The following is an 18,300-nucleotide window of genomic DNA, read 5'->3' as shown; positions in this document are numbered from 1 at the left end:
GAAGTATTTAATTTTGCTGCCCGTGCACGGTTTGATGTGTTTAAAATGTTTTTGTTAATGATTAAACATTTAAAAAGCTTTGAACATTAAATTTAGATGATTTACAGGATATAGATAAAACAGGTATGTTTTCTTTATTTTCTTCCAGATGTTAACCGGGGTTAAGTCGCTGCCTGTTCAGTTTGCCGGCTTATTAGCATAATTTTGCGCATTCAAAATTGCCAACGTTGTTGACCTGAGCATTCATAATGCTGCATTTTGATCTCGGATCGTCATTGAGCCGTTGCTAGTTGAACATGAGCCACCAAAGTGCTTTTGAGGCTGTGCGATTTAACAGGTTTTATTCAATGGATATGCTCTCTTGCCCGCAGCAAAGTATGTCCATTTTTTTGTGACCAATCTTTACCAGAATAATAAAACTTGTCAAACATTTTTATTGGGTTCTTAATTCCTTGCCTTCTTTGTTAACCGGATGCTTTGCTGATATAAAGAACTGTTCATTTTTTAGTATTTAAAACGATTGGCAGGAACTCCTTTAAAACCACAGTTCCTCCAGACGAAAAGTGCCCCTGCCAGGGTTGAATGTTTAATGGTTCTTCATTTAACCGGTCATAAGCATTCGTAATATAAAGATCAGACAGGTTTTTTCCGCCAAACGTACAGGAAGTGGCTCTTGCTACAGGCAATGGCACTGACAGCGGTTTCTTTCCCGTGCCGGGATCCTAGCGTGTTACCTGCCAACCATCCCAGTGTGCAATCCAGAGCATTCCTTCATTGTCAATTGTCATTCCATCGGGAGCTCCTTCTTTCTCATCAATAGAAATGATCGTTTTCTTATTGGATAACCGGCCCGTGATGGCATTAAAATGATATGCTGTAACCGAATAAGAAAGCGTATCAATAAAATAAAATTTCGTATGATCATTGTTCCAGCCCATCCCGTTAGGAATCATCAGATTCCCGATTTGCTTTTTAAAGCGGAAATGGGCATCCATAGAATAAAGGCTTCCGGCTCCGGCTGCCTCGTCCAGTGCTATGGTACCGATCACCACCGCCCATTTACATCGCATTTGCCATCGTTAAAGCGGTTATTGGTTGTACCTGTTTCCTGAAAGGGATATTGGACAAACGTTTTGTCGGACAGGTTCAAAATACCGGGCCCCTGTTTTGCTGCTACCAAAAGATTGCCATTGGTACATAATGTAACAGCGCCGATCATCTGCCCGATGGGGCAGGACTGATACCTGTTATTTTGAACGTTCAGCTGATGTACAACGCCGGCAATAATATCGATCCAGTAGATGCAACCGGTTTGTTCATCCCAAACCGGGCCTTCTCCTAATTGTGCTCTTTGATAGCAGGCAACTTCGATCATGGGATGCTCCTTATTCCGGCTGAATTCCTACGCTTGTCCATCCTCCGTCAATTACAATATTCTGCCCGTTAATATGCCTTGACCGCTCATGTACCAGGAACAGTACCGCGTTGGCGATATCCGCTACGGTAGCGGGCCGGCCGCCAGGTGTTATTTTTTGCCAGGCGGTTTCATAATTTTTATTTTCAGTAGTGCGCTCTGTTAATGTGGCACCGGGGGCAACGGTGTTGATGTTGATTCTGTACTGGGACAGCTCGATCACTAAATTCCTTGCCAGCATTTCCAGTGCGGCTTTGCTCATACCATAGGCAACGAGCCCCTTATGTGCCAGATGCCCTGTAACAGACGACATAAAAAGGATAGAGCCCCCGCCGGGCTGCTGCTTCATTTTACGGGCTGCTGCCTGCGCCAGGAAAAAGGAACCTGCCAGGTTTACCTTCATTACCTGGTCAAAGGCTTCCGGCCGGTAATCCAGGAAAGCACCAAATAAGGTAATGCCGGCATTAGCGATTGCAATATCCAGCCGGCCAAAATTACCGGTTGCATATTCCACCATCTGGTTAATAACCGCCATGTTGCTGCAATCGCCGGGCACTGCATGAACACGACCGGGGCATTGCTGATCGATAACCGTGCAGGCTTGCTGCGCCAGTTGGGCATCCAGGTCATTCAGGATCACTAAAGCTCCCTGCCCTGCCAACTGTTTACAGATCTCAAAGCCGATCCCTTGTCCGGCGCCTGTTACAATAGCTACTTTATTGTTAAAGTCCATTTTGTTATTTCGCATTTTAATGAGAGTCCTTTGCAACATTGCTGCCGCTGCCGCCGGTAAGAAAATCAAGATCAGCTCCCAAATGGGCCTGCTGTACATGTTGGATATAAAGGCTTACATAGCCTCTTGTTGCATGGAATTGCTGAGGCTTTCTTTCTTTTTTTCGCTGTTCAAGCGCTTCTGCGCTTAAGTGAGCCTGCAAGGTTCTTTTGGGAACGTCCAGTGTAAGGATATCTCCTGTTTTCAGTACGCTGAAATTGCCGCCTGCTGCCGCCTCCGGAGCAATATGCAATACTACGGTGCCAAAACCCGTGCCGCTCATCCGGCCGTCTGAAATACGCACCATATCTGTAATCCCTTTTTGCAATAACTTTTTAGGCAGGGTCATATTGCCAACTTCCGGCATACCCGGATATCCTTTTGGCCCAGCATTTTTTAAGACCAGTATGCTGTTCTCATCAACCTTCAAACCGTCACTGTTAATGCGTTGTTTGTAATCCTCAATGTTCTCAAAAACAACTGCGGGGCCTGTATGCTGCATCAGGTGCGCACTTGCGGCGGATGGCTTTATGACTGCCCCCTGCTCACAAATATTACCGGTCAATACCGCAAGCCCGGTAGCACTGTTAAACGGTTTGTCAATTGTACCGATGATGTCTTTATTATAACACTCCGCACTGGCGTAGTTTTCGCTGATCGTTTTCCCGTTTACGGTCATTGCATCTTTATGAAGAAAACTGTTCAGCTCTTTTAAAACAGCAGGCAATCCGCCTGCGTAATAAAGGTCTTCCATAAAAAACTGTCCGGAAGGCTGAAGATTTACGATCAGCGGAATATCTTTCGAAAGGGTATCAAAGTCTTTTAACTCCAGCTGAACACCGGCGCGGCCCGCTATGGCAAGGAGATGGATGATGAAATTGGTAGAGCCGCCGATGGCTGCATTGGTAATGATTGCGTTTTCAAAAGCGTCCCTCTTTAAAATATCGGATAACTTTAGGTTTTCTTTGACCATTTCCACGATCCGGCCGCCCGATAACTGCGCTAATACTTTACGGTGCGCATCTACTGCAGGAATGGCTGCATTGCCGGGCAGGGATAAGCCCAGGGCTTCTACCATGCAGGCCATTGAGGATGCAGTGCCCATTACCGCACAATGCCCCTGGCTGCGGCAGAGATCACCTTCCATTGAACGCAGCTGCTCTTCATTGACGGAGCCTTCTTCCAGACCCGCGGCCAGCCGCCATACATCACTGGTGCCTATAGGTTGCCCTTTATGCCTGCCGGTTAACATAGGCCCGCCGGAGACCACAATGGCTGGCAGGTTTACACTACAGGCACCCATTACCAGGGCCGGGGTTGTCTTATCGCATCCGCAAAGCAACACCACACCATCAAGCGGGTTGCCCCTGATACTTTCCTCCACATCCATGCTGACCAGATTACGGAAAAGCATGGTAGTAGGTTTCATCAGCGTTTCGCCCAACGACATTACCGGAAATTCAACAGGAAAACCACCGGCTTCCAGCACGCCCCGTTTTACTGATGCCGCAAGATCCCTGAAATGGGCATTGCAGGGGGTTAGCTCGCTCCAGGTATTGCAGATACCAATAACGGGCTTTTTAAACTCATGATCGGGAATGCCGTTATTCTTCATCCATGCCCGGTAAATAAAACCATCTTTACCTGTGCGGCCAAACCAGCTGCTGCTTCTGAGATTTTTTTCTTTCATATTCAAAATGAGCCATCGTTTCCTGCAAGCTACTATTTATTTTTTAAAGCCACAGGCTGTTTGTTGTGCGTGGTTTGCTCACCAACTGTGACATGCGTATTCAGTCAGGAATGCACAGGTATTGATGAGCGCAATAGTTGCGCTGCTGTTTTTTATCTGCTACTAAAGAACAGCATAATACCTGTTCCTGGTCCAAAAAAATTAAAATGGAATTGTCCGGATAGAGAAAACAACGTAAATTCGGGATCGGGTTTTTGGAGGTTCAGAACACTGTTTTTTATAATTAACAAAATACCTGCAGATTTGAAAACGATTGAAAAACTGGTTGTCCTGGTTGCAGAAAAGGATGATCAGGCCGCCTTTAATGAATTATTCAGGCATTTTTTTCCCGGCCTTTTTCCATTTGTATTTGCTATAGTAAAGGACAGGCAAAGAGCGGAAGAGATTATACATGACGTATTTCTAAAGTTATGGGAAAACCGGAAGATGCTTGCCGCCATAGAGAATATCTCCAGTTATATCTTCATTGCTTCAAAAAACGGCTGTATGAATTTTATGAGAAAAAAGAAGCTGGTATTTACAGATGTAATTGAGGATGAGCTTACCTATACCATGGCTACACCGGAAAGCAAGCTGGTTTCTGCAGAGAATATACGCCTGATTCAGGAGGCCATTGGTTCCCTGCCACCCAAATGCCTGCTTGTATTCAGACTGGTTAAAGAAGAACAGTTGAAATACTCTGAAGTGGCCAGATTATTGAACATTTCAGTTAAAACGGTGGAGACCCAGATGATGATTGCCAATAAAAGAATTGCCACAGCGCTTTTTGAAGCTCTGCCGGAGTATACCTCCAGTATGCCATCCAAAGCCAGGACAGGGTATAGATAGAGAGGGCCGGGTATCTTTATTTTGCAGCAGTATTTGTTATTTTGCCACTGGTGCACGGATGTTTCTTAGCCTTGTTATAGCATCAGCCCCCTGCAAGACAAATTCAGCTCTGCCAAATTTATGATCAGCGCGATTTTGTTCCCTGACACTTTAAAGATAGTTGATCGTCTGCGCCATGTGCTCATCTGCTATCTCTTATGATCTGGTTGCGGCACAGCATCTGTTTGCGGCTATCTTTTTTCCATATAATAAAAAAAAACGGATTTGCTTTCAGGGTCTGGATAACTGAAAAGCGTCTTTATAACAGAACGATAATCAAATGGAACCAACCCGATTGTTCGAGCTATTATTGAAAAGAAAGGAAGGGATCATTAATCTTGATGAACAACTGGAATTAAAAAGGCTGATTAATGAGTCTGCTTCAATTGAGGCTATTGAAGCCTGTCTGGATGTGTTGTTTGATCATCGTTTGACAGCGTCGGGATTTACAGACGAGGCTTCAGTAGAAAAATCACTTGATGCATTTAATAAAAAGATGGAGAACGCCGGCAAGGTTAAAAAAGGGAGCCGGTGGCGACTGACAGGGATTGCGGCTTCCATAATTTTCTTAACAGGTATAGGGTTGCTGGTACTGCTGAACTACAAGGGTAATACGGGCTCCATGCAGGTAGTAGCTACAACGGCAAGATCCAGGACCTCCCTGGTTTTGCCGGATGGAAGCAAGGTCTGGATCAATGAAAAAACAGAGCTCCGGTTCCGCAATGATTTCGGGCGGCAAAACAGGGAAGTTTACCTGAATGGAGAAGCTTTTTTTGATGTGGTCAAAAATAAGGATAAGCCCTTTTTGGTGCATACCAAGGAAATGGATGTTAAGGTTTTAGGCACCCAGTTTAATGTAAGGGCGTATAAAAATGAATGTAGTTCTGAAACAACACTGATAAGGGGTAGGGTGGAAGTGCTGATCAATCAGAAGGAAAGTGAAAAGGTTGTCTTGCATCCCAGTGAGAAGCTGGTTATAAAAAATGAAAACAGGAACAATAAGACTTTTACAAAAGAGCAGCATGAGGCGCTGCCTGAGATTGCGATCAGCAAAGTACAGCCCAATGTGATCGATTCCGGATTTTTAGAAACACAATGGTTAAAAGGTCATATTCATTTTGACCAGCAGCCTTTAAAAGATATCATTCCTATGCTGGAAAAATGGTATGGCGTTAAGATTATACTGGCTTCTCCCTCATTGGGGGCAATGCGGTTCAGCGGAAAGATTTACAAAGAAACGCTGGGCGAAGTGCTGGAGTCTTTTAAACTGTCGGCCGGCATACAATACCGGATCAATAACGATACAATAATTATCAGATAAATCAACTTTAATAATAAAAAAAATGCCTATGCATATATAAGAAAAAAGTGGAAATGCTGCTACATCTCCACTCAAATTAAACAATTGAAAAATTGCAAGGTGCAATTTGCTGGTATCAATTATTAATTCAAACTCAAATGTATGAAAAAAAATGATCACCCTGCTACAGGTGGGGTAGGGTTGTTGTGTGCGAAATTTTTTCTGGTAATGAATGGCTCCGTTTTATTAATTCTGTTCAGTTCCCTGCAGGTGTTTGCACTGGAGGGGCGTTCCCAGCAGAAAATAGATCTGGATCTGAAGGAAAAGACGATTGTTTCCGTAATAAAATATATTGAAAGCCGGTATCAATACCGATTTTTCTATAACGATAATGCAGAATTGAACAGCCGGAAGATAGACATCTACGCCAAAAAGGCCACTATTGATGATGTTATGGACAAGCTGCTTCAAAACTCTTCCCTTTCCTACAAAAAAATGAACAGCGGGATGGTGGTGATCGTAGGATACCCCAGTGAAACGGTTTCTTTGAATGTGAAAGGTGTGGTAACCGATGAAACCGGCGAGCCACTGTCTGGCGTAAATATTGTAGAGAAAGGGACTACCAATGGTACTACTACCGGGGCGGATGGCTCCTTTACCATTAAGGTGGCAAATGATAACGCTATCCTGGTAGTATCAATTGTGGGATATACCACCCGGGAAATTTCCGTAAAAGATAAGGAGATCAGCAATATTATGCTGCATAAGGAAGAGAACAAACTGGATGAAGTGGTTGTGGTAGGCTACGGAACACAGCGCAAGAAAGACCTGACGGGTTCTGTGGCCCAGGTTTCCAATAAGGAGCTGCAGGCAGTACCTGTATACAATATCGGGGAGGCGCTTCAGGGAAGGGCAAGCGGTGTATCTGTAGCCCATAATTCCGGCGCGCCCGGATCCAGGATCCAGGTGCGGGTGCGCGGAGGCAATTCCATGATCGGAAGTAATGATCCGTTGTATGTAGTGGACGGGTTCCCCATAGCAGGAGGGATCAATTTTCTGAACCCGGCAGATATTGAATCCATTGATATTCTGAAGGACGCCTCCGCAACTGCTATTTATGGTGCCAGGGGCGCCAATGGTGTTGTGATGGTCACCACCAAGAGGGGGAGGGGCGGTGCCAGAAATGAAATCGGGGTTGACAGCTATTACGGGGTTCAGCAAACGGCCAGGCGGTTTGATCTGTTAGATGCCCGGCAGTACGCCACGGTGGTAAATGAATTTTTAAAAAACGATGGGAAGGATCCCTACTTTAACCTGGATGATATACAGGGGGCCGGAACCGATTGGCAGGATGCTATTTTCAGGAATGCACCGGTTCAGAATCATACATTGAGTTTCTCAGGAATGAATGACCGGACCAACTATTCAATGTCCGGGAATTACTATGATCAGCAGGGGATCATTATTAACTCAGGAGTTAAAAGAGGTTCCTTCAGGCTGAACCTGGATCATGAAATTAAAAGCTGGCTGAAGGTAGCGGTGAATCTGAATTTATCCAGACGGGAACAGTATACGGTGCCCGTAGACAACGGAAGAAGGGGGAATAACCTTTTTTCCGGGGCCCTGTCTGCACCTCCTACCAGTCCCGTTTATGATGAGAACGGGTTGCCGGTACGCATAGGAGAAGCCTATCCTTTTACGGATCCGGGAGATATGAGAAACCCTATGTTATGGGCAAAGCCTTATAAGAACCGGACGCTTGCCAATACAATACTTCTGAACAATGCCTTTACTTTTAAATTAACAAAAGAACTTTCGTTTGTGTCAAGGATCGGGCTTGAATATGAGAATTCAATTAATGACCAGTTCAGTCCGATTATATACCCCAATGACCGAGGCAGCGCTTCCAACAGCAGCACTTACTGGAATTCCATTTTGAATGAAGAAGTACTGACCTATGAAAAATTATTTTCCGGAGGCCATAAACTGACGGCCACAGGTGGGTTTACCTATCAAACCTATATGACGCGGAATTCCGGGATATCGGTATCGGGCTTCGCCAACAATAATACGGAGAATTATAACCTGGGATCGGCAGAGACGATCAATCCGCCCTCTTCAGGTATCGAGCAATGGAGCCTGGTTTCAGGTTTGGGCAGGGTGAATTACTCTTTCCTGGACCGGTATTTCCTGACGGCCAGCATTCGCTCCGATGGATCTTCCAGGTTTGGAAAAGACAATAAATGGGGCTTGTTCCCTTCCGGGGCACTGGCATGGAGAATATCCGAAGAACGGTTCATAAAAGATCATCTGGCTTTTATAAACAACCTGAAGCTGAGGGCCAGTTATGGGGTTACGGGAAATACGGCGCTCTCGCCTTACCAGTCGCTTGACCGGTTATCTCCCGTAAAATATATTTATAACGGGAACACAGAAAGCGTGGGTTATGCTCCATCGGGCATTGCCAACAGTCAGCTGAAATGGGAAACCAGCAATGAGCTGGACCTGGGAATGGACCTGGGCATATTAAATAACCGCCTGGGTTTCACTTTTGATTATTATAAGAAAAATACCAAAGACCTGTTAGCCTCTGTGCCTCTTCCACCCTCTTCCGGTTTTGGCTATATGCTCAGGAACTTTGGGGAAATTCAAAACCAGGGTCTTGAGTTCAGCCTGAATGCCGATATATTAACCGGTGGATTTAAATGGTACGCTGCAGCGCAATTATCAACAAACAGGAATAAAGTAATGAAGATCGCAGGTGGCAGCGATATTGTTACAGCCGGGCAAACCTCCGGCTTGCCCGGTTATAATTTAGCCAGGGTGGGCCAGCCATTGGGTGTTTTTTACGGGTACCTGGAAGACGGTCTGGATGATGAAGGATTTATCAAATTTGTTGATGTGAATAAGGATGGTGCCATTACCCCTGCGGACCGGGTAATTCTGGGAAGCCCGTATCCGAAATATGAATATGGGTTCAATTCCAATTTCTCCTACAAAAACATCAGCCTTTCCGTGTTTTTACAGGGAGTAAAAGGAAATGACATCTTCTTTGCTACCGCATTTACCAACCTGAATTCCTTTCAGCGCACCCAGAACCAGCTTGCAGATCTTTTTGGCAATTACTGGACAGCAGATAACCCTGATCCGCACGCAAAATATCCCAGGCTGAGCTCGCTGACCCAGATGCGGCCATCGGACCGGTTTATTGAGGATGGCAGTTATCTGCGTGTAAAGTCGGTTCAGTTATCTTACAGCCTGCCCGTTCAAAAGATGAAGCTGGATTGGCTGAACTATGCCAGTATTTATGTAAAGGCAACCAACCTGTTCACCTTTACCAAATATTCCGGCCTGGATCCTGAAGTCAATACCAGGGGAAGCGATTCCCAATCAATAGAAGATCGCCTGTTTATAGGTACGGATGAAAGCGGGTATCCCAACGCCCGGGTCTTTGGCGCCGGAATTGAACTTCGTTTTTAGCAATAAACAGTTCAGCACGAAACAAAGCAGGATGATTGTTTCAAAGCTCACAAGACCATTAAAAAATATAAAAAACAGACTGATGAAAAGGATAATTATATATATAGGGTTTATTGCTTTACTGGGCTCCTGTAAAAAGCAATTAACGGAAATTCCAAAAAGTTTTATTTCAAAAGCGAATTATTATAAAAATGCATCTGATGCGCAAACCGCTATTACAGGGGTCTATTCTTCCCTGGCCGATAATTATGGGATCAATTACTGGCTGTTCCTGGTCAACCACTCAGATTATGAGGAAGGCCGCGGATCCCAGGCCCCGATATCAGTATTTAGCCAGATCCTGGATGTTGCCAATATCGGGCGTGCAGGCGACATCTGGTCTTCTTTTTATCAAACCATCAACCGCGCCAATTCCGTACTGGAAAATGTGCCTGGTATTGATATGGATGAAACCGCAAAAAACAGAATCCTTGCAGAAGCGCATTTTTTAAGAGGGATGTCTTATTTTAATCTGGTCAGGGGGTTTGGCCCGGTGCCTTTAAAGACAAAAGAAAGTGTGGATATCAGCCAGGTGGATGTGCCCCGGTCGCCGGAGGATGAAGTGTATAAACTCATTATAGAGGACGCAACAGCAGCGGTGAACGGGTTGCCGGAATCTGTCGGCAGCGAAACCGGCAAAGCCTCCAAATGGGCGGCGAAAATGCTTTTGGCAAATGTATATTTAACCAGGGAGCAATGGGCAGATGCCGCAAAAGAAGCCGATGATATCATTAAAAGCGGCGTATACACATTGGTAAGTGTACAGAAACCCGATGACTTTTATAAAATTTTTGCAGTAACAACAAGCTCAGAAGATGTCCTGTCCATTCATCATTCAGATTCGCGGCAATCCACACTGCCCAGTTATTTGCACCGGCCCAATACGCCTCCTTATAATTACAGCAGCGGGGGTGTTTATGCCTGGCTGCCGAATATGAAGTCTTTTCTTGCCACCTGGGATGATCAGGATCTCAGAAAAAGTTTCAACTTATATACAAAGTACCTGGGCCCGGGCGGAGACTCTGTTTTACTTCCTTCTGCAACGCCCGTGCTGTTCAAAAAATTTATTACGGAAGCTTCCGGCCTGGCAACATCGAGCGATCCTGTTTACCGTTATGCAGAAGCCCTCCTGATATTTGCAGAAGCCGATTGTATGGCAAACGGAGGGCCTACTGACCTGGCGCTGGAACGCCTGAACTGGATAAGAAGGCGGGCCTATGGGTACAGCCCCTTAGCACCTTCTGTGGCGGATTTTAAGCCCGGGATGAACCAGGAGCAGTTCCGCGACACGGTGCTAAAGGAAAGAGCGCTGGAATTTATTGTAGAAGGACAACGATGGAATGACCTGAAAAGAACAGGAACCGTAAAGAAGGCAATGGGCCTGGTAGGCCGTACGGTTATTGATGCCCGGTTATTATGGCCGATCCCGCAGGAAGAAATTGATAATAATGGTGCCCTATCCCAGGCAGATCAAAACCCCGGCTACTAGCAGGAAAGCAGGACTATTGGAAATGAATAGTATTCAACAATAAATGTATTAAATAATGAAGCATAAAACGATTGTGTTACTGGTTGTAATGTGGAGCTGTTTTCTAATGGGTAATACAGCCATTGCCGGCAGAGCAGCAGTTCCCGGTTCCTATACCACCGACATCTGTATTTATGGCGGTACTGCAGCAGGTGTTATAGCTGCTTATACCGCTGCCCGGTGTGGCAATACCGTTTTGCTGATTGAGCCTGGAAACTGGATTGGCGGGTTGACCACAGGGGGACTTGGTCAAACGGATGCGGGTACAAAAGATGCGATCACCGGTTTTTCCCGGCAGTTTTACCAAAGGGTAGCTAAGAAATATCAACAATCCGGAGAACAATGGACATTTGAGCCACGGGTTGCATCAGCGGTAATGAATGATTTTTTAGCAGAAGGGAAAATTACGGTATTCATGCAAACGCAGCTTTCTGAACTGACAAAGAAAGGCGCCTTGATAGTGGAAGCCCGTTTTTCCCGGCAGGGGCAGAACAAAGAAGTTATCGTGCGGTCTAAACAATTTATAGACTGCACCTATGAGGGCGACCTGATGGCCAAAGCCGGTGTTTCCTATTTTATCGGCCGGGAAGATAATAAGGTCTACGGTGAAACCTTAAATGGATTTCAGTTGCCAGAATACCATAAACAATCGGGTTATCACCAGTTCCCGGATGGGGTCAGCCCTTATAAAATTCCCGGAGATCCCCAAAGCGGGCTGCTCTGGGGGATCTCCGGGAATCAGGCGGTTCCGGCAGGAACGGGCGATAAAAAAGTACAGGCATACAATTTCAGGATATGCCTTACAGACAGTGCAGCCAACCGCATCCCCATTACGCGCCCCGCTGATTATGATTCATCAAGATATGAATTGCTGGTCCGGCTTCTTGAAGCACAGCCGGAAATGCGGTCGGTCAACAACTATTTTATCTGGAGCAAAATGCCCAACCGTAAAACGGACGTGAACAATCGTGGCGGTTTTTCAACAGACATGATCGGTATGAACCAGGGCTGGGCAGAAGCTGGTTATGCGGAAAGAGCAGCAATGATCCGTGAGGGAATAGCCTACACAAAAGGACTGCTCTATTTTATGTCTGCAGATAAAAGAGTTCCGGATACCTTACGGAATTTTATCCGCAATTGGGGCTACCCGAAAGATGAGTATAAGGAATTTGACCATTTTACACCGCAGTTGTATGTAAGAGAGGCCCGGCGGATGATCGGGGCTTATGTGATGACAGAGCATAATTGCACGGGTGAAGTAACGGTGGCCGATGGCATAGGTCTTGCTTCTTATGGCATGGACAGTCATAATTGTGACCGGATCGCGGTAAACGGGATGGTAAAGAATGAAGGCAATGTGGAAGTGCATGTAAAGCAGCCGTATCCCATTGCTTACCGTTCCATAACTCCTAAAGCAGCCGAATGCACTAATCTCCTGGTGCCCGTTTGCCTGTCTTCCAGTCATATTGCCTATGGTTCCATCCGTATGGAACCTGTATTTATGGTCTTGGGTCAATCTGCTGCAATGGCAGCCTCTATGGCCATCCGCATGAAAAAAACTGTTCAGGAAATTGATGTGCAGGGCCTTCAGCAATGGCTGCGGGAAGACCCGTTTCTGGAAAAGGCTAAAAAATAGGAAGGATTACTTTGGTAAATAGCAACGAACAATTAAAAAGGGAAATGAACAGCCGGCAAGGTTCAGGTCATTGATGAAATGATGAAATAAGGGCCATTGCTGGGGGAAGCGGACTGATGGAAACCCAACTAAAAAAAACTTACACTCATGAAAAGAAGAAATTTCGTCAAATCATTGGCAATAGGTGGCGGAGCCGTTCTTTCCGGGGGTATTCCCGGTTGGGAGCCTTTTGCGCGGACAGGAGAAAGACGGGAGGCCGATGTTATTATTTATGGAGGTACTTCTGCAGCCGTTACCGCTGCTGTAAAAGCAAAGCAGTTGGGTAAAACCGTAATGATCGTGTGCCCTGAACTGCATTTGGGCGGCATGACTTCCGGAGGACTGGGCTTTACAGATACCGGGAATAAAGCGGTGATCGGTGGATTAGCCCGGGAGTTTTACCACAGGATCTATTTGCACTATGAAGATGCGAAATCCTGGCAATGGCAGCAAAAAGAAGCATATGGCAATAAAGGGCAGGGCACTCCTGCCATAGATGGCACAAACAGGACTATGTGGATCTTTGAGCCACATGCGGCGGAGAAAGTCTTCGAGGGGTTTATTCATGAAAACGGTATAGCCGTGTTCCGGGATGAATGGCTGGAGCGCCCTCATGGAGTGCAGATGAAGCATGGGCAGATCATTTCCTTTAAAACAGTAAAAAGCAATGTGTATGCCGGTAAGATCTTTATTGATGCCACTTATGAGGGCGATCTGATGGCTGCTGCCAGTGTCAGTTTTACAATAGGACGGGAGGCTGCTGGTGTGTATAATGAAAAATGGGCAGGCGTGCTTACAGGCGTGTTCCATCACGACCATTATTTTAAATCCAGGATCGATCCCTATAAGATCCCCGGCAAACCTTCAAGCGGGCTGTTGCCGGGCATTTCAGGGGAAGCGCCCGGCGCCTATGGTTCGGGCGATAAAAAAGTGCAGGCGTATTGTTACCGGATGTGCTTTTCATCGCATCCGGAAAACAAGGTCGCATTTCCGCAGCCTTCGGGATATGATCCGACACAATATGAACTGTTGGTCCGGGTTTTTAACAGCGGATGGCGGGAACTGTTCCGGAAATTTGATCCGATCCCCAATCTGAAAACAGATACGAATAACCACGGACCATTTAGCACGGATTATATCGGGATGAATTACCTGTACCCGGATGCGTCCTATACGCAGCGAAAACAAATCATACAAAATCACAGGAACTATCAACAGGGATTATTTTATTTTATAGCCACAGACCAGCGAATACCCCGTGAGGTGCAGCAGGAATTTAATAAATGGGGTTTGGCCAAAGATGAGTTTACAGATAATGAAAACTGGCCGTTCCAGCTGTATATCAGGGAGGCAAGGAGAATGGTCAGTGATTTTGTGATGACAGAGCAGGAGATCCTTGGGGAACGGGCGGTTACGGATTCTATAGGGATGGGCTCTTATACGTTGGACTCTCATAACATACAGCGGTATGTAACAAAAGAGGGCTTTGTTCAGAATGAGGGTGATTTTGGGGTAGCGGTTCCCAAACCTTACAATATTTCTTACCGGGCAATTGTGCCAAAAGCAGCTGAGTGTCAGAACCTGCTGGTACCGGTTTGCCTGTCCAGCTCTCATGTGGCCTATGGTTCCATACGGATGGAGCCTGTGTTCATGATCCTTGGCGAGTCAGCAGCTACAGCAGCGGTAATGGCAATTGATAATAAGAGCAGCGTGCAGAAAGTGGATTATGCAGCGTTAAAAAATAACCTGTTAAAGCAGCAGCAAAAAATAGGCTGATGTACCGGGCACCCGGGTTTGCGATCAGTTCCAAAGAAAATTTTATAACGGGTCATTATTTCTGTATTACTCTTTGCAAATTGAAAAGAAAGCATTTTATAAGCTCATTAGGAGTTGGCACAGGAGCACTGATGGGACTCAATAACCTGGCTGCTGCTCATAAATTACAAAAGTCGCTGACTTCCGGCACAAGGGAAATGAAGGCGGATGTGGTCATTGCTGGCGGAGGAATGGGTGGCTGTGCTGCTGCACTGGCGACATTGAGGAACGGACTTTCCGTTGTGCTGACAGAAGAAACGCATTGGATCGGCGGGCAGCTGACCCAACAGGGAGTAAGCTGCCCTGATGAACATCCCTGGATAGAATCATTTGGCGCAACAAAATCGTATCTGGAGTTGCGGGCCCGGATCCGTGCATTTTATACCGGTTTTTATCCGCTTAGTGCGCAGGCAAAAGCCGCCAGGTTTTTTAACCCGGGAAATGGTTCTGTTTCTAAATTATGCCATGAACCGCGGGTGGCGCTGACGGTTTTAAACAGTTTCCTGCTGCCTTATCTGCACGCAGGAAAACTGGAACTGCTGTTGCGTACAAAAGTGGTGGCAGCAGATAGCAGCGGCGATTTTGTACACTATATGAAATGCCGGAACCTGGATACAGGACAGGAGCAGGTACTCAAAGCTGCCTATTTTATTGATGCAACGGAACTGGGCGACTTATTACCTCTTGCGGGGGTTGAATATGTTTCCGGTGCAGAATCAAAAAGCCAGACAAAAGAGCTGCATGCAGCGGAGGTAGCTGATCCTAAAAATAACCAGGCTTTTACCCACTGTTTTGTACTGGAATACAGGGAAGGTGAAGACCACCGCATTGATAAACCTGAAAATTATAATTTCTGGAAAGATTTTATTCCCCCGTTAAAACCGTCATGGCCCGGAAAATTGCTATCCTTATATTATTCCAGCCCGTCCACACTAAAGCCCAAAAAGCTGGGGTTTGATCCAACAGGTAAAACAACAGAAGGTGTTTTAAATCTCTGGAATTACCGGCGCATTATTGATCACAGGAATTTTAAGGAGGGGCTTTATAAAGGCAACCTGAGTTTGATCAACTGGCCCCAAAATGATTATTTTTTAGGTAATATTATTGATGTGGATGAACGGACGTTTAATAAGCAGGTAGCAAAAGGAAAAGAGCTCAGCAGGTCCCTGCTCTACTGGCTTCAGACAGAAGTGGAGCGGCCCGATGGAGGGCAGGGATGGCCGGGGTTGCTGCTGCGCACGGATATGCTGGGCACAGCGGATGGATTAGCGCAGTATCCGTATATACGCGAGTCGCGCCGTATCCGGCCTGTATTCAGGGTATTGGAAGAACATGTGGGAAAGGAGAACCGGAAACAGGTAGCTTCAGCAGCTGATGCAGGAAAAGCAGCTTCTTTTTTTGATACTGTTGGTATTGGGTATTACCATATTGACCTGCACCCCGGCACAGGAAAAAATAATTATATAGATTTTGATTCCCTGCCTTTTCAGATTCCCCTGGGGGCGCTGTTGCCTCAAAGGGTGCGGAACCTTTTACCGGCAAATAAAAATATAGGTACCACGCACATCACAAACGGCTGTTACCGTTTGCACCCAGTTGAGTGGGGCATTGGCGAAGCCGTTGGGGCAGCAGTTGCCTTTTCCCTTCAAAAAAAGACGGAACCGCATGCAATCCGGGAAAACGAACAATTACTAAAAGATTTTCAGGCGTACCTGGAAGCGCAGGGAGTAGCGCTTCACTGGCCTGAAGAAATTTATAAATAAGATATGGTTATATCAATAATAAAGCAATGAATGGTTTTTAAATTTAAAAATATATGAGTTTCCTGAACGGGATGAATGCGCTCACATTAATCTTCTGTGGTTTATTGCTTTTTGCTATTGCCTACAGGGTGTATGGTATTTTTATTGCGCAAAGGGTGCTCCGTATTAATACAAAGAATACAACGCCTGCATACGAATTCTCTAACGGCAAGGATTATGTGCCTACTCACAAAAATGTACTTTTCGGGCATCATTTTGCCGCCATAGCGGCGGCAGGCCCCCTGGTGGGCCCGGTACTGGCTGCGCAATTCGGGTACCTGCCCGGCACTTTATGGATCCTGATCGGATGCGTGCTGGCAGGCGGTGTGCATGATATGGTTGTGCTGTTTGCTTCTGTAAGACACAAGGGAGAAAGCCTGGCATCCATTGCCGGTAAGGAAGTTGGAAAAACCACAGGGCTCATTGCCGGAACAGCCATTCTTTTTATTCTTATTTTAACGCTGGCCGGTCTTTCTCTTGCCTGTATCAGTGCCATGTATGAGGCGCCCTGGTCTTTATTTACGGTAATCTCTACTTTGCCGATCGCAATCATTATGGGGCTTATTATGCGCTATAAAAAAAACAGTTTAACATTTGCAAGTATTTTGGGAGGTGCTTTGTTGATTGCGGCAATTGTGGGCGGGCACCGGTTGATGGAATTTAAAGAAATCGGAGATCTTTTTCACTGGAAAATGGAAACCATCGCTGTAGCCATAACTGTTTATGGCTTCCTGGCGTCTGTTTTGCCGGTGTGGTTGCTACTGGTACCCAGAGATTATCTGTCTACGTATTTAAAGATCGGAACTATTATAATGCTCACCGTAGGCGTAGTGATCATTCATCCGGACCTGCAGATGCCGGCGATTACGAAGTTCGTTAACGGAGGCGGGCCAGTAATTGGCGGGCCCGTTTTACCCTTTATATTTATTGTGATTGCCTGCGGGGCTATTTCCGGCTTTCATGCGGTAATAGCTACCGGAACAACGCCTAAAATGCTGAATAATGAAAAGGAGATTCTTTTTGTAGGATATGGAGCCATGCTGGTGGAAGGGTTTGTAGCATTAATGGCTTTGATTGCGGCCTGTACGCTGATGCCGGGCGATTATTTCGGTATCAACACTCCCAAAGGGTTATATGCCGGCTTTATTGCACAGAACCCGGATTGGGTTACCGTGGATATGGGTCATATCAGCTCTAAGATTGGGGTGGACCTGATGGGAAGAACGGGCGGCGCGGTATCTCTGGCAGTAGGCATGGCGCACATTTTTGATAAGATTCCTTTTATGGATGATGTGATGGCCTATTGGTACAATTTTGCAATAATGTTTGAAGCGGTCTTTATTCTGACGGCAATTGATGCAGGAACAAGAGTGGGACGATTTTTTTTACAGGAAATGATCGGTACTATCTTTCCGAAATTCGATGATAAGAACTGGTTGCCCGGCATTGTGATCACCAGTCTTATTTTTACTTTATCATGGGGCTATTTGGTCTATACAGGAAATATCAGCTCCATCTGGCCATTGTTTGGCATCAGCAATCAATTGCTGGCAGCTTGCGGATTGATCGTTTGTACAACGATGCTGATCCGTCTTAACCGGAAGAAATATGCGTTGTGTGCTGCAATTCCCGGAATATTTATGGCGCTGATCACTTTTTGGGCAGGCTATGAACAGATCATGAAGATTTACCTGCCTAATGGCCAGTATTTGCTGGCGGTTCTGGCCTTTATTGCAATGTTGTTGATGCTGATCGTTTTTTTTAATACATTTAAAAGATGGCGGGTATTGCTGAACCGGCAGGCTTTGGAAATAGATTATTATGGGGATTATGTAAAAGAAATTGTTGAAAGATAATG

Annotated in this window: 10 protein-coding genes and 1 pseudogene; 8 read left to right on the top strand and 3 right to left on the bottom strand. The window is 45.8% G+C overall.

Annotated features, from left to right (window positions below; translation table 11 throughout):
- Positions 1-497 precede the first annotated feature (497 nt).
- From A8C56_RS25520 to A8C56_RS13860, 3 genes and pseudogenes are all read right to left on the bottom strand, one after another.
- A pseudogene (locus A8C56_RS25520) lies at positions 498-1,375 on the bottom strand (SMP-30/gluconolactonase/LRE family protein).
- 10 nt (positions 1,376-1,385) lie between these two features.
- Entirely contained in the window at positions 1,386-2,162 is a 777-nt protein-coding gene (locus A8C56_RS13865; protein ID WP_245645474.1) for an SDR family NAD(P)-dependent oxidoreductase, read from the bottom strand.
- A gap of 1 nt (position 2,163) precedes the next feature.
- Positions 2,164-3,876, bottom strand: coding sequence for an IlvD/Edd family dehydratase (locus tag A8C56_RS13860; RefSeq protein ID WP_067757128.1), 1,713 nt, complete (start codon positions 3,874-3,876; stop codon positions 2,164-2,166).
- Between the two features lie 303 nt (positions 3,877-4,179).
- Between A8C56_RS13860 and A8C56_RS13855 the strand changes: the two genes are divergently transcribed.
- The 8 genes from A8C56_RS13855 (at position 4,180) to A8C56_RS13820 (ending at position 18,298) form a co-directional block, all read left to right on the top strand.
- On the top strand, positions 4,180-4,764 hold the full coding sequence (locus tag A8C56_RS13855) for an RNA polymerase sigma-70 factor (protein WP_084490434.1): 585 nt from the start codon (positions 4,180-4,182) through the stop codon (positions 4,762-4,764).
- Positions 4,765-5,083: 319 nt separating this feature from the next.
- On the top strand, positions 5,084-6,124 hold the full coding sequence (locus A8C56_RS13850) for a FecR family protein (protein WP_084490211.1): 1,041 nt from the start codon (positions 5,084-5,086) through the stop codon (positions 6,122-6,124).
- Positions 6,125-6,265: 141 nt separating this feature from the next.
- The gene (locus tag A8C56_RS13845; protein WP_084490210.1) at positions 6,266-9,583 is read left to right on the top strand and encodes a SusC/RagA family TonB-linked outer membrane protein; all 3,318 of its coding nucleotides are present in this window, start codon (positions 6,266-6,268) and stop codon (positions 9,581-9,583) included.
- A gap of 82 nt (positions 9,584-9,665) precedes the next feature.
- Positions 9,666-11,111: a RagB/SusD family nutrient uptake outer membrane protein gene (locus A8C56_RS13840; protein ID WP_067762025.1), complete on the top strand. Its 1,446-nt coding sequence runs from the start codon at positions 9,666-9,668 to the stop codon at positions 11,109-11,111.
- A 55-nt stretch (positions 11,112-11,166) separates the two neighbouring features.
- Positions 11,167-12,786: an FAD-dependent oxidoreductase gene (locus A8C56_RS13835; protein WP_084490208.1), complete on the top strand. Its 1,620-nt coding sequence runs from the start codon at positions 11,167-11,169 to the stop codon at positions 12,784-12,786.
- A 147-nt stretch (positions 12,787-12,933) separates the two neighbouring features.
- Positions 12,934-14,601, top strand: coding sequence for an FAD-dependent oxidoreductase (locus A8C56_RS13830; protein WP_067757119.1), 1,668 nt, complete (start codon positions 12,934-12,936; stop codon positions 14,599-14,601).
- Positions 14,601-16,403: an FAD-dependent oxidoreductase gene (locus tag A8C56_RS13825; RefSeq protein WP_245645472.1), complete on the top strand. Its 1,803-nt coding sequence runs from the start codon at positions 14,601-14,603 to the stop codon at positions 16,401-16,403. The genes A8C56_RS13830 and A8C56_RS13825 overlap by 1 nt, the downstream gene beginning before the upstream one ends.
- 53 nt (positions 16,404-16,456) lie before the next feature.
- Positions 16,457-18,298, top strand: a complete 1,842-nt coding sequence (locus tag A8C56_RS13820; protein WP_179946941.1) for a carbon starvation CstA family protein — start codon at positions 16,457-16,459, stop codon at positions 18,296-18,298.
- Positions 18,299-18,300: the final 2 nt, after the last annotated feature.

Origin of the sequence: Niabella ginsenosidivorans (genome assembly GCF_001654455.1) — a bacterium.
GTDB lineage: Bacteria > Bacteroidota > Bacteroidia > Chitinophagales > Chitinophagaceae > Niabella > Niabella ginsenosidivorans.
Note: the sequence above shows the minus strand (reverse complement) of the source record. Positions and strands in the feature narration are given on the sequence as shown.